The organism is Microbacterium sp. RU33B (assembly GCF_900155915.1).
Classification (GTDB): domain Bacteria; phylum Actinomycetota; class Actinomycetes; order Actinomycetales; family Microbacteriaceae; genus Microbacterium.
Genome location: NZ_FTPO01000003.1, coordinates 45,212 through 59,270 on the forward strand (window position 1 = coordinate 45,212; position 14,059 = coordinate 59,270).

7 protein-coding genes are annotated in these 14,059 nt (G+C 68.9%); 6 read left to right on the plus strand and 1 reads right to left on the minus strand.

The window, feature by feature from the left end; all coding sequences use genetic code 11:
- The first annotated feature begins 5 nt into the window (after positions 1-5).
- Both B0B14_RS13650 and B0B14_RS13655 read left to right on the plus strand, forming a co-directional pair.
- Positions 6-1,010, plus strand: coding sequence for an ABC transporter permease (locus B0B14_RS13650; RefSeq protein ID WP_076682861.1), 1,005 nt, complete (start codon positions 6-8; stop codon positions 1,008-1,010).
- Positions 1,007-1,969, plus strand: coding sequence for an ABC transporter permease (locus B0B14_RS13655; RefSeq protein WP_076682863.1), 963 nt, complete (start codon positions 1,007-1,009; stop codon positions 1,967-1,969). Before B0B14_RS13650 ends, B0B14_RS13655 begins: the two co-directional genes overlap by 4 nt.
- A gap of 193 nt (positions 1,970-2,162) precedes the next feature.
- On the opposite strand, the gene B0B14_RS13660 is transcribed toward B0B14_RS13655, so the two are convergent.
- Entirely contained in the window at positions 2,163-3,884 is a 1,722-nt protein-coding gene (locus B0B14_RS13660; RefSeq protein WP_076682865.1) for an ABC transporter ATP-binding protein, read from the minus strand.
- 94 nt (positions 3,885-3,978) lie between these two features.
- On the opposite strand from B0B14_RS13660, the gene B0B14_RS13665 reads away from it, so the two are divergent.
- From B0B14_RS13665 to rpoC, 4 genes are all read left to right on the plus strand, one after another.
- The gene (locus B0B14_RS13665) at positions 3,979-4,734 is read left to right on the plus strand and encodes a 5-oxoprolinase subunit PxpA (RefSeq protein WP_076682867.1); all 756 of its coding nucleotides are present in this window, start codon (positions 3,979-3,981) and stop codon (positions 4,732-4,734) included.
- Positions 4,728-6,338, plus strand: coding sequence for a 5-oxoprolinase subunit B/C family protein (locus tag B0B14_RS13670; RefSeq protein WP_256714395.1), 1,611 nt, complete (start codon positions 4,728-4,730; stop codon positions 6,336-6,338). Before B0B14_RS13665 ends, B0B14_RS13670 begins: the two co-directional genes overlap by 7 nt.
- Before the next feature lie 266 nt (positions 6,339-6,604).
- Positions 6,605-10,102 carry a DNA-directed RNA polymerase subunit beta gene (locus B0B14_RS13675; RefSeq protein WP_076682869.1) on the plus strand — a complete coding sequence of 1,166 codons (3,498 nt, stop codon included), beginning with the start codon at positions 6,605-6,607 and terminating at the stop codon, positions 10,100-10,102.
- A 43-nt stretch (positions 10,103-10,145) separates the two neighbouring features.
- Positions 10,146-14,030, plus strand: coding sequence for a DNA-directed RNA polymerase subunit beta' (gene rpoC, locus B0B14_RS13680; protein ID WP_076682871.1), 3,885 nt, complete (start codon positions 10,146-10,148; stop codon positions 14,028-14,030).
- The last annotated feature ends 29 nt before the right edge of the window (positions 14,031-14,059 follow it).

The following is a 14,059-nucleotide window of genomic DNA, read 5'->3' on the forward strand; positions in this document are numbered from 1 at the left end:
CACACGTGCTGCGCACCATAGGCAGAAGACTGCTGCTGCTCATCCCGACCCTGTTCGGGCTGACCCTCCTGCTGTTCTTCTGGGTGCGTGCGCTGCCCGGCGGGCCCGCCGTCGCGCTGCTGGGCGAGCGCGCGACGCCGGAGCGCATCGCCGAGATCAACGAGCTCTACGGGTTCAACGAACCTCTCATCGCCCAGTACGTCACCTGGATGGGACGCCTCCTCTCGGGTGACTTCGGCAACTCGATCCAGACGCAGCGCCCGGTGCTGGAGGAGTTCACGCGTCGCTTCCCGGCGACGTTCGAGCTGTCGGTCTTCGCGATCGTGCTGGCCATCGGCATCGGCATCCCGCTCGGCTACTGGGCCGCTCGCCGGCACGGCAAGGCATCCGATCACATCGCCGTCGGAGCCTCCCTCATCGGCATCACGATCCCGGTGTTCTTCCTCGCGTTCATCCTCAAGTGGGTCTTCGCGGTGCAGCTGCGCTGGCTGCCGTCGGACGGGCGGCAGAATCCGCGGATAGACGCGACGCACTATACGAATCTCTACGTCCTCGACGGCATCATCACGGGGGAGTGGGATGCCGCGTGGGACGCGTTCCTCCACCTGATCCTTCCGGGCGTCGCCCTGGCCACCATCCCCCTCGCGATCATCGTGCGCATCACCCGGGCCTCCGTGCTCGAGGTGCAGAACGCCGACTACGTGCGCACCGGCATGGCCAAAGGCGTTTCCCGGGGCACGATCCGCGGGCGTTTCGTGCTGCGCAACGCGCTCCTCCCCGTCGTGACGACGGTGGGCCTCCAGGTCGGCCTCATCCTCTCCGGCGCCGTCCTCACCGAGACCGTGTTCGCCTATCCCGGCATCGGGTCGTTCCTCGCGCGGGCCATCTTCACGCGCGACTTCCCCGTCATCCAGGCGTTCGTGCTGTTCATCGCGCTGCTCTACGCGCTCGTGAACCTCGCGGTCGACGTCTCCTACAGCTTCATCGACCCGAGAGTGAGGGTCCAGTGAGTTCCAGCATCCTGCCTCCCGCCCCCAGCGGCGGACCCGTCGACGACAACGCGATCGTCGACCACCAGCTGCTCGAGGCGAAGTCCGGCGCCGGCGGGTTCTGGCGCGACGTGCTGCGCCGCCTCCGCCGCAACCCCAGCGCGTGGGTCGGCGCCATCATCATCGGGCTCTTCCTGCTCGTCGCCGCGCTGGCGCCGGTGCTGGCGCCGTACGGCCCGCTCGAGCTCCCGGGCCAGAAGTACATCACGCCCACCGACATCCCCGGTCCGGGCGAGATCCCCGGCTTCCCGCTGGGCCTCGACCGCTTCGGCGGCGACCTGCTCTCCAAGCTCATCTGGGGCGCGCAGGCGTCGCTCACGATCGGCGTCGTCTCCACCGCGCTCGGACTGCTCGGCGGCATGATCCTCGGGCTGCTCGCCGCGACGTTCGGCGGGTGGGTCGACACGCTCATCATGCGCATCGTCGACATCCTGCTGTCGATCCCCTCGCTGCTGCTGGCGGTGTCGATCGCCGCGATCCTCGGCCAGAGCCAATGGTCGGTCATGATCGCCATCGGTGTCGCGCAGGTGCCGATCTTCGCGCGCCTGCTGCGCGCATCGATGCTGCAGCAGCGCTCGGCCGACTACGTGCTCTCCGCTCAGACCCTGGGGCTCGGTCGCGGCAAGATCACGATGTCGCACGTGCTGCCCAATGCCGTCGGGCCCGTCATCGTGCAGGGCACGCTGTCGCTCGCGACGGCGGTCATCGAGGCCGCGGCGCTGTCGTACCTGGGCCTGGGCGGCACGCTGCCGCAGACGGCCGAGTGGGGCCGGATGCTCACCTACGCGCAGCTCGAGCTGGCGGTCAACCCGTGGCTCGCGTTCCTCCCCGGCCTGTGCATCACGATCACGGCGCTCGGCTTCACGCTCCTCGGCGAGGCGCTGCGGGAGGCGATGGACCCCCGGACCCGCGGGCGCTGACCCTCGACCGGCCCGCTGCTGCAGCCTGCCTCGGCGGGTCGCCTGCGGAGAGCGGACGGGAAGGCCGGCATGTTCGCGTCGCCGAGAACAGGCAGTTCGCCCGCGACAGGGCGATCTGGGTGAAACCAGCCTGTGCCGGGCAGATCGCCTGCCGTGGGGGTGAACGGATGCCCCGGCGCAGGGTGAGCTGCGGTCAGACGGCGATGTCGAGCTCGTTGCCGGGGATCGAGGCGAGCAGCCGACGCGTGTACGGGTCGCGCGGGTTCGTGAAGATCTCCTCGCTCGAGGCCGCCTCGACGAGCTCGCCGTTCTTCATGACGCACACCCAGTCCGAGATGAGGCGCACGACGGCCAGGTCGTGCGAGATGAAGAGGTAGCTGAGCCCGTACTCGCGCTGCAGGTCGCCGAGCAGCCGCAGGATCTGGTCCTGCACGAGCACGTCGAGGGCCGACACGGGCTCGTCGCACACGATGAGCTCGGGCGAGAGGGCGAGGGCGCGGGCGATCGCGACGCGCTGGCGCTGCCCTCCGGAGAGCTCCGACGGATAGCGGTTCGCCATCGCCTGCGGGAGGGCGACGTCGTCGAGCAGCTGCCGGACGCGCTTCTCCCGATCCTTCGTCGAGCCCCGCTTGTAGAAGTCGAGCGGCTCCTGGATGATCCGCCCGATCGTGAACATGGGGTTCAGCGAGGAGTACGGGTCCTGGAAGATCGGCTGCACCTTCTGGCGGAAGTCGCTCAGCTGGCGGCCCTTGAGCTTCGCGACATCCTGCCCCTCGAAGCGCATGGCCCCGCTCGTGGGGTCGATCACCTTGAGCAGCATGCGCGCCGTGGTCGTCTTGCCCGATCCCGATTCGCCGACGATCGCGACCGTCTCCCCGCGCGGCACGACGAACGAGACGTCCTTCACGGCGACGAAGGGCTCCTTCTGCCCGCGGATCGGGAAGACCTTCGTGAGCCCTTCGACCTCGACGATGTTGTCGGGGGCGGATGCCGGGGAGGGGGCTGATGCCGGGGCCGGGGCGCCTTCGGTCGCCCGATCGCTCACCACGACCGAGGCGTGGGGGTCGGGTCGGCGGAACGCCTCGGGCCGCAGCCGCACGGCGGTGACCGACGGCGCGGCGCGCACCAGCGCCTGCGTGTACGGCTGCTGCGGGTCTTCGAGGATCTGCAGCGCGGGCCCCTGCTCGACGATGCGTCCGCGGTGCATCACCACGACCCGCTGCGCACGCTCGGCCGCCAGGCCCAGGTCGTGGGTGATGAGCATGAGCGCGGTGCCGAGCTCGCCCGTCATGCGCTCGAGCTGATCGAGGATCGTCTTCTGCACCGTGACGTCGAGCGCGCTCGTGGGCTCGTCGGCGATGAGGAGCTTCGGATTGCAGGCCAGGCCCATCGCGATGAGCGCGCGCTGACGCATGCCGCCGGAGAACTCGTGCGGGTACTGCTTCGCGCGCTTCTCGGCATCGGGGAGGCCGGCGGCGGCGAGGGTCTCGATGACCTTGCGATCGACGTCCTTCTTGGTGGCGAGACCGTGCGCGAGCAGCGCTTCGGCCACCTGGGTGCCGATCTTCGCGACCGGGTTCAGGTTCGACATCGGGTCCTGGGGCACGAGGCCGATCGAGCGTCCCCGGATGCCGCGCATGACGCGCTCCGATGCGCCCACCAGCTCTTCGCCCTCGAGCAGGATGCTGCCGCTGACGACCTTGCCGTTGCCGGGGAGGAGCCCGATGACCGCCATGGCGGTGGTCGACTTGCCCGAGCCCGACTCGCCGACGATCGCGAGGGTCTCGCCCTGCGCGAGGTCGATGTCGACGCCCTCCACGGCGTGGACGGCGCCGTCCATCGTGTGGAAGTCGACGGCGACGTCGCGCACCTGGAGCAGAGGCGACGTCGTGGAGCGGCGTTCGGCAGAGGGCATGCGACCATCCTGCCCCGCGCGGGCCCGCCCCGCACCCGCCCGGCGCAGCCTTTACCGAGCCGAAACACTCCGCGGGCGGCGATACCGTGGGGGCATGCGCGCGATCGACCTGAACGCCGACCTCGGCGAGACCGTGGGCGGCGTGCCCACGGCCGACGACGAGGCGATGTTCGCTGTCGTCTCGAGCGCCTCGATCGCGTGCGGCGGGCATGCCGGCGACGTGGAGTCGATGCGGGATGCCGCGTCGCGCTCCGCCCGCTTCGGCGTCGCCGTCGGCGCGCATCCCTCGTACGCGGATGCCGCGAACTTCGGCCGCGTGCGGCTCGATCCCGATCCGGCGGAGCTGCGGGCGGAGGTGGCGCGGCAGCTGGCGGCCCTGGTGTCGGCGGGAGCCGACGTGCGCTACGTCAAGCCGCACGGAGCGCTGTACCACGCGGTGCGCGAGAGCAGGGAGCAGGCGGGCGCCGTCGCGGCGGCCGTCGCCGACCTGGCCGAGCGGCTCGGTCGCACGCTCCCCGTGCTCGGCCTCGACGGCGAGATCGAACGCGCCGCCGCCCGCGCCGGCCTCCCGTTCGCCCGCGAGGCGTTCCTCGACCGCGGCTACCTCCCGGGAGGAGGGCTCGTGCCGCGTTCGGCCGACGGCGCGGTGCTGAGCGATCCGCAGCTCGTGGCCGAACGCGCCCTCCGGCTGGCGCGCGAGGGCACCGTGACCGCCGTCGACGGCTCGGTCGTCGAGGCCCGGGCCGTGTCGCTCTGCCTCCACGGCGATTCCCCGGCCGCCGTCGCGATGGCCCGCGCCGTCCGCGCCGCGCTCGACGACGGCGGGATCGACGTGCGGGCGCCGTGGTGACGATCCTCCCGATGGGCGAGCGGGCCGTGCTCGTCGAGGTCGACTCCCTCGAGGAGGTGCTTGCGCTGCACGCGCGGCTCGAGGCATCCCGACCCGAAGGGGTCGTCGACCTCGTCCCGGCCGCGCGGACCGTGCTCGTGCGGGTCGATCCGCGTGTGCTCGCGCTCGCCGCGGCCCGCTCGTGGATCGAGCGGGCGCCGGATGCCGCGGCATCCGTCCCCGCCCCGCCCCGCGTCGTCGAGCTCGATGCGACCTACGACGGAGCGGATCTCGGCGAGACCGCGGCGCTCCTCGGCCTCTCGACCGACGACCTCGCGCGGCGGCACTCCGAGGCGGAGTGGACCGTGGCCTTCACGGGCTTCGCACCCGGGTTCGGCTACCTCGTGAGCGAGGACTGGCCGTTCGACGTCCCGCGGCTCGAGACGCCCCGCACCCGCGTCCCGGCCGGGGCGGTCGGCCTCGCGGCGGGCTTCACCGGCGCGTACCCGCGCGAGACCCCGGGCGGGTGGCGACTCATCGCGACGACGGATGCCGTGCTGTTCGATCCGGATGCCGCATCCCCCGCCCTCCTCGCACCCGGTACGCACGTGCGGTTCCGCCCGGTCGCCGCCCGCGCCGACGTCTCACAACCTCGGAGATCCGCGCTTCCTCGGATCGATTCGTCGCAGGGCATCCTCCGAAGCGCAGATCTCCGGAGAAATGAGAGGGCGACGGTCGCCGGCGGACATGACACCCAGCCCGCCCTCCGCGTCACCGAGCCTGGCCTCCTCGCCACGGTGCAGGACCTCGGCCGGCCGGGAGCGGCGTCGCTGGGCGTCGCATCGTCGGGCGCCCTCGACCGGGCGTCGCTGCGCACCGCGAACCGACTCGTCGGCAATGCGGAGACCGCCGCCGGGATCGAGGTCACGATGGGCGGTCTGCGTGTCGTCGCGCTGCGCGACGGCTGGTTCGCGGTCGCGGGGGCGTGGGGGCGGATGCTGCTCGACGGCCGCGACGTCGACCCCTACGAGGCCCACGCGTGGCCGGCGGGCACGGAGCTGCGCCTCGACTGGTTCGACCACGGAGCGCGGGCGTATCTCGCGGTGCGCGGCGGCATCGCAGGCCCCGCCGTGCTCGGCTCCCGCGCGACCGACGTGCTCGCCGGGCTCGGCCCCGCCCGGCTCCGCGCCGGCGACGACCTGGCCGTCGGGGTGGCCGAGGCCCCGATCCCGGCCGCCGGCATCGCACCGTGGGGGGCGCCGCACGACGACGAGCTCGAGATCGAGCTCGGCCCGGGTCCGCGGGCGGAGTGGTTCACGGCATCCGCTCGGGAGGCGCTCTTCGACGCGATCTGGACCGTGACGAACGACGCCGACCGCGTGGGGATGCGACTGGACGGACCCGTGCTCGAGCGCCGGCGGACGGGCGAGCTGCCGAGCGAGGGCATGGTGCCCGGAGCCCTCCAGGTGCCGCCGAGCGGACGGCCGGTCGTGCTGCTCGCCGACGGTCCGGTCACCGGCGGCTACCCGGTGATCGCCGCGGCGACGGATGCCTCGCTCGACCTCCTCGCCCAGGCCCGGCCGGGCACGAGGCTGCGCTTCCGGCACGCCCGCCCGGCGCACTGAACGTCTCGCAGGGCCCGGAAACACGCCGATCCCTCGCGTTATACCGCAGCTTCCGAAACTCGTCAAGATTCCGGCTTGCCATGTCGCAACATCGGAACTATAGTGGGTAGTTGCGCTCTTGGATTCCCCCTGCCCTCATATGGTGGTCGGCTGTGCCTGCGCTCCCCTTCCTTGAAACGTGGGGGTTGACGCGCGGGTTTCGGGGATGAGAGCACATCACCTGACGACAAGGACAGTGCCCTTTCGGGCCCACGGAGGTAATCCCCTTGGCTGCTGCGCGCAACGCATCCAACCCCACCACCCTCAAGAACGGACGCGGAGCTTCCCGCCTCTCGTTCGCCAAGATCTCCGACACGCTGACGGTCCCCGACCTTCTCGCGCTGCAGACCGAGTCATTCGATTGGCTCGTCGGCAACGAAGCGTGGAAGGAGCGTGTCGACGCCGCCAAGGCGGAAGGCCGCACCGACGTTCCCGAGATCAGCGGACTCGAGGAGATCTTCGAGGAGATCTCGCCGATCGAAGATCTCAGCGAGACGATGCAGCTGAGCTTCACCAACCCGTACCTCGAGCCGGAGAAGTACTCCATCGACGAGTGCAAGGAGCGCGGCAAGACGTACGCCGCGCCGCTGTACGTCGAGGCCGAGTTCATGAACCACCAGACCGGTGAGATCAAGACCCAGACGGTCTTCATGGGCGACTTCCCGCTCCAGACCGACAAGGGCACGTTCATCATCAACGGCACCGAGCGTGTCGTCGTGTCGCAGCTCGTGCGTTCGCCCGGCGTCTACTTCGACAAGACCCCCGACAAGACGTCCGACAAGGACATCGTCTCGGCGCGCGTCATCCCCAGCCGCGGTGCGTGGCTCGAGTTCGAGATCGACAAGCGCGACCAGGTCGGCGTGCGCATCGACCGCAAGCGCAAGCAGTCCGTCACGGTCTTCCTCAAGGCGCTCGGTCTGACCTCGGAGGACATCCTCAACGAGTTCGCCGGCTTCGACTCGATCGAGGAGACGCTCTCCAAGGACGCCATCCTCACGAAGGAAGACGCGCTCCGCGACATCTACCGCAAGCTCCGTCCGGGCGAGCAGGTCGCCGCCGAGGCCGCCCGCGCGCTCCTGGACAACTTCTACTTCAACCCGAAGCGCTACGACCTGGCGAAGGTGGGTCGCTACAAGATCAACCAGAAGCTCGGTCTCGCCGGCCCGCTGAGCGACTCGGTGCTGACCGTCGACGACATCGTCGCGACGATCAAGTACCTCGTGCGCCTGCACCGCGGTGACACGACGTTCGACGGCATCCGCGGCGGACAGCCCGCCGAGATCCGTCTCGACGTCGACGACATCGACAACTTCGGCAACCGCCGCATCCGCGCCGTCGGCGAGCTCATCCAGAACCAGGTCCGCACGGGTCTGTCCCGCATGGAGCGCGTCGTCCGCGAGCGCATGACCACTCAGGACATCGAGGCGATCACGCCCCAGACGCTCATCAACGTGCGTCCGGTCGTCGCCGCGATCAAGGAGTTCTTCGGAACGTCGCAGCTGTCGCAGTTCATGGATCAGAACAACCCGCTCGCGGGTCTGACCCACAAGCGTCGCCTGTCGGCGCTCGGCCCCGGTGGTCTGTCGCGTGAGCGCGCCGGCGTCGAGGTCCGTGACGTCCACCCGTCGCACTACGGCCGCATGTGCCCCATCGAGACCCCGGAAGGCCCGAACATCGGCCTGATCGGCTCGCTCGCGTCGTTCGCGCGCATCAACGCGTTCGGCTTCATCGAGACGCCGTACCGCAAGGTCGTCGACGGCAAGGTCAGCGACCAGATCGACTACCTCACGGCATCCGAGGAGAGCGACTTCATCGTCGCCCAGGCCGGTGTCGAGCTGAAGGCCGACGGCAGCTTCGCGCAGGAGCGCGTGCTCGCCCGTCGCGGTCAGGGTGGCGAGGTCGACCTGTTCCACGCCGACGAGATCGGCTACATGGATGTCTCGCCGCGCCAGATGGTCTCGGTCGCGACGTCGCTCATCCCGTTCCTCGAGCACGACGACGCGAACCGCGCCCTCATGGGTGCCAACATGCAGCGTCAGGCCGTTCCGCTCCTGCGTTCGGAGTCGCCGGTCGTCGGCACGGGCATGGAGGGCTTCGCGGCCATCGACGCCGGTGACGTCGTCACGGCCGACAAGCCCGGCGTCGTCGTCGAGGTCTCGGCAGACGTCGTCACGGTGCAGCTCGACGAGGGCGGCACCCAGGACTACTTCCTGCGCAAGTTCGACCGCTCCAACCAGGGCACGTCGTACAACCAGCGCGTCGTGGTCTCGGCCGGCGAGCGCGTCGAGAAGGGCGAGGTCATCGCGGATGGTCCGGCGACGGAGAACGGCGAGCTCGCGCTCGGCAAGAACCTCCTCGTCGCGTTCATGACGTGGGAGGGCCACAACTTCGAGGACGCGATCATCCTCAGCCAGGACCTCGTGAAGGACGACACCCTCTCCTCGATCCACATCGAGGAGTACGAGGTGGACGCCCGCGACACGAAGCTCGGCAAGGAGGAGATCACCCGTGACCTCCCCAACGTGAGCCCCGACCTGCTGAAGGACCTCGACGAGCGCGGCATCATCCGCATCGGCGCCGAGGTCCGCCCCGGCGACATCCTCGTCGGCAAGGTCACGCCCAAGGGCGAGACCGAGCTGTCGGCCGAGGAGCGCCTGCTCCGCGCGATCTTCAACGAGAAGAGCCGCGAGGTCCGCGACACGTCGCTGAAGGTGCCCCACGGCGAGCAGGGCACGATCATCGCGGTCAAGGAGTTCAACGCCGAGGACGGCGACGACGAGCTCGGCTCGGGCGTCAACCGCCGCGTCGTGGTCTACATCGCCCAGAAGCGCAAGATCACCGAGGGCGACAAGCTCGCGGGTCGCCACGGCAACAAGGGCGTCATCGCGAAGATCCTCCCCGTCGAGGACATGCCCTTCCTCGCGGACGGCACGCCGGTCCAGGTCATCCTGAACCCGCTCGGCATCCCGGGTCGAATGAACTTCGGCCAGGTGCTCGAGCTGCACCTCGGATGGATCGCGAAGCAGGGCTGGAACGTCGAAGGCACGCCGGAGTGGGCCGTGAGCCTGCCCGACGAGGCCCGTCAGGCGCCCGCCGGCACGAAGGTCGCGACCCCGGTGTTCGACGGCGCGTTCGAGGCGGAGATCGCGGGTCTGCTCGACTCGACGACGCCCACCCGCGACGGCGACCGCCTGATCGACTCCACGGGCAAGACGCTGCTGTTCGACGGCCGCTCCGGCGAGCCGTTCCCGGCACCGATCTCGGTCGGCTACATGTACATCCTGAAGCTGCACCACCTCGTCGACGACAAGATCCACGCGCGTTCGACGGGCCCCTACTCGATGATCACGCAGCAGCCCCTGGGCGGTAAGGCCCAGTTCGGCGGCCAGCGGTTCGGCGAGATGGAGGTGTGGGCCCTCGAGGCCTACGGTGCCGCGTACGCGCTGCAGGAGCTCCTCACGATCAAGTCCGACGACATCCTCGGCCGCGTCAAGGTCTACGAGGCGATCGTCAAGGGCGAGAACATCCAGGAGCCCGGCATCCCGGAATCGTTCAAGGTCCTCATGAAGGAGATGCAGTCGCTCTGCCTGAACGTCGAGGTCCTCTCGGCGGACGGCACGGCGGTCAACCTCCGCGACACCGACGACGACGCGTTCCGCGCGGCGGAAGAGCTCGGCATCAACATCTCCAGCCGCTTCGAGTCCTCGTCCATCGACGAGATCTGACCCGGCACCCGGCAACGAACAGAATTCCGACACAGGAGAACCAGTGCTCGAATCAAACACTTTCGATCAGCTTCGCATCGGTCTCGCCACCGCCGACGACATCCGTCGTTGGTCGTTCGGCGAGGTCAAGAAGCCCGAAACCATCAACTACCGCACGCTGAAGCCCGAGAAGGACGGCCTGTTCGGAGAGCAGATCTTCGGACCGTCCCGTGACTGGGAGTGCGCGTGCGGCAAGTACAAGCGCGTCCGCTTCAAGGGCATCGTCTGCGAGCGCTGCGGCGTGGAGGTCACCAAGTCCTCCGTCCGTCGTGAGCGCATGGGCCACATCGAGCTCGCCGCGCCCGTCACGCACATCTGGTACTTCAAGGGCGTGCCCTCGCGCCTCGGGTACCTGCTCGACATGGCGCCGAAGGACCTCGAGAAGGTCATCTACTTCGCCGCCTACATGGTGATCTCGGTCGACGAGGAGGCGCGTCACCGCGACCTGCCGACGCACGAGAACAACATCCGCCTCGAGATCAAGAACCTCGGCGACCGCCGCGATTCGAAGATCGCCGACCGCCTCGCGAAGCTCGAGACCGAGCTCGCGGCGCTGGAGGAGGAGGGCGCCAAGGCCGACCAGAAGAAGAAGGTCAAGGACGCCGCCGAGAAGGAGATGTCGCTCATCCGCAAGGGTGCCGACGACCAGATCATCCGTCTCGAGAAGGTGTGGGAGGACTTCCGCAACCTCGAGGTCGGCTCGCTCAAGGGCGAGGACGAGATCTTCCACGAGCTCCAGGACCGCTTCGGCCAGTACTTCGAGGCCTACATGGGTGCGGAGTCGATCAAGCGCCGTCTCGAGGCGTTCGACCTGGCCAAGGAGTCCGAGGACCTGCACCTGCAGATCTCCGAGGGCAAGGGCCAGCGCAAGATCCGTGCGATCAAGCGACTGAAGGTCGTCAACTCGTTCCTCGCGACGGGCATGAGCCCGGCCTCGATGGTGCTCGACGTCGTCCCGGTGATCCCGCCGGAGCTTCGTCCGATGGTGCAGCTCGACGGAGGCCGTTTCGCGACGTCCGACCTGAACGACCTGTACCGCCGCGTGATCAACCGCAACAACCGTCTTCGTCGTCTGATCGACCTCGGCGCCCCCGAGATCATCGTCAACAACGAGAAGCGGATGCTGCAGGAGGCCGTCGACGCCCTGTTCGACAACGGTCGCCGTGGTCGCCCCGTCACCGGTACCGGCAACCGCGCGCTGAAGTCGCTGTCCGACATGCTCAAGGGCAAGCAGGGCCGCTTCCGTCAGAACCTGCTCGGAAAGCGCGTCGACTACTCGGGCCGTTCGGTCATCATCGTCGGGCCCCAGCTGAAGCTCCACCAGTGCGGTCTGCCCAAGCAGATGGCTCTCGAGCTGTTCAAGCCGTTCGTGATCAAGCGCCTCATCGACCTCGGTCACTCGCAGAACATCAAGGCCGCCAAGCGCGCCGTCGAGCGCACGCGTCCCGAGGTCTGGGACGTGCTCGAGGAGATCATCCGCGAGCGTCCCGTGCTGCTCAACCGCGCGCCCACGCTGCACCGCCTGGGCATCCAGGCCTTCGAGCCGCAGCTCGTGGAGGGCAAGGCGATCCAGCTGCACCCGCTCGTCTGCGCCGCGTTCAACGCGGACTTCGACGGCGACCAGATGGCCGTCCACCTTCCGCTGTCGGTGGAGGCGCAGGCCGAGGCGCGCATCCTGATGCTCGCGTCGAACAACATCCTCAAGCCCTCCGACGGCCGTCCGGTCACCCTGCCTTCGCAGGACATGATCATCGGTCTGCACCACCTGACCACGGTCAAGCCGGGTGCGAAGGGCGAGGGTCGTGCGTTCGGCTCGGTCGGCGAGGCCATCCTGGCTCGCGACGAGGGCACGCTCGACCTGCAGGCGAAGGCGCGCATCCGCATCCCCGGGCTCACCTTCCTCGAGTCCGAGGGCGAGACGCCCGAGACGATCGAGGCGTACGAGCGCAACGGTCTCGTGGAGACCTCGCTCGGTCAGGCGATCTTCAACGACACGCTCCCCAAGGGCTACCCGTTCGTGCGCGAGCAGGCCGACAAGGGCAAGCTGTCGCAGATCGTCAACAAGCTCGCCGAGGAGTATCCCAAGGTGGAGGTCGCCGCCTCCCTCGACCGGATCAAGGACGCGGGCTTCTACTGGGCCACGCGCTCCGGTGTGACGGTCGCGCTCTCCGACGTGCTCACGCCCCCCAACAAGGGCGAGATCGTCGCGAAGCACGAGAAGAAGGCCGCCAAGGCGCAGGACCAGTTCGAGAAGGGCCTCACGACCGACGCCGAGCGTCGCCAGGAGCTCATCAAGATCTGGACCGAGGCGACCGACGAGGTCCAGAAGGCCATGCGGGACAACTTCCCCGAAGACAACACCATCAACCGCATGGTGTCGTCGGGTGCGCGTGGTAACTGGCTGCAGATCCGCAACATCGCGGGTATGCGCGGCCTGGTGAACAACCCCAAGGGTGAGATCATCCCCCGTCCGATCATCTCCTCGTACCGCGAGGGTCTGTCGGTGGCGGAGTACTTCATCGCGACGCACGGTGCCCGCAAGGGTCTGGCCGACACGGCCCTCCGTACGGCCGACTCGGGGTACCTGACGCGTCGACTCGTGGATGTCTCGCAGGACGTCATCATCCGCGAAGAGGACTGCGGCACGACGAAGGGCCTCGAGCTCCCGATCGCCGTGGTCGGTGCCGACGGCACGCTCACGAAGGACCCGAACGTCGAGAACTCGGTGTTCGCGCGTTCGCTCGCCGAGCAGGTCGTCTCGCCCTCGGGCGAGGTGCTGGCCGACGCGGGCGACGACGTGGGCGACGTGCTCATCAACCGCCTGGTCGAGGCCGGCGTCGAGACGATCAAGGTCCGCTCCGTGCTCACGTGCGATTCGGCCGTCGGCGTCTGCCAGAACTGCTACGGCCGTTCGCTGGCGACCGGAAAGCTCGTCGACATCGGCGAGGCGGTCGGCATCATCGCGGCCCAGTCGATCGGCGAGCCCGGAACGCAGCTCACGATGCGCACGTTCCACACCGGTGGTTCGGCCTCGGCCGACGACATCACGCAGGGTCTTCCCCGCGTGCAGGAGCTCTTCGAGGCCCGCACCCCCAAGGGCGCGTCGCCGATCGCGGAGGCCGACGGACGCATCACGATCGATGAGACCGACCGTGCCAAGAAGGTCATCCTGACGCCCGACAACGGCGACGAGCCGCACGTCTACCCGGTGCTCAAGCGCGCGACGCTCCTGGTCGAGGACGGCCAGCACGTCACGGTCGGCCAGCCCATCCTGGTGGGAACGCTCGACCCCAAGGAGGTCATGCGTGTCATGGGTGCCCGCGAGGTGCAGCGCTACCTCGTGAACGGCGTCCAGGGCGTGTACCGCTCGCAGGGTGTGCCGATCCACGACAAGCACATCGAGGTCATCGTCCGTCAGATGCTGCGCAAGGTCACCGTGGTCGACCACGCCGACACGACGCTGCTCCCGGGTGAGCTGGTGGACTTCAAGCGCTACCAGGCGATCAACCGCGAGGCCGTCGCCGAGGGCAAGCGTCCCGCCTCGGGCCGTCCGGAGCTGATGGGTATCACAAAGGCGTCGCTCGCGACGGAGTCGTGGCTGTCGGCTGCTTCCTTCCAGGAGACGACCCGCGTTCTCACGCAGGCCGCGATGGAGGGCAAGAGCGACCCGCTGCTCGGCCTCAAGGAGAACGTCATCATCGGAAAGCTCATCCCCGCCGGAACCGGACTCGCGAAGTACCGCGATGTCACGGTCGAGGCGACGGAGGAGGCCAAGAGCGAGCGGTACCCCAACCGCATCTTCGCCTCGGACGGCGCGTACAGCGACGCCGACCTGAGCTACGTCGACTTCGACAGCTTCTCCACCGACGACTTCACGTCGTACAACTGATCGACCGCTAGACACGAAGGGCCCCGGTT

Bases quoted from the DNA above. Each gene is read 5' to 3' on its own strand.
- B0B14_RS13665 (WP_076682867.1), top strand. From the start codon at position 3,979: ATGCGCGCGATCGACCTGAACGCCGACCTCGGCGAGACCGTGGGCGGC.
- B0B14_RS13660 (WP_076682865.1), bottom strand. From the start codon at position 3,884: ATGCCCTCTGCCGAACGCCGCTCCACGACGTCGCCTCTGCTCCAGGTG.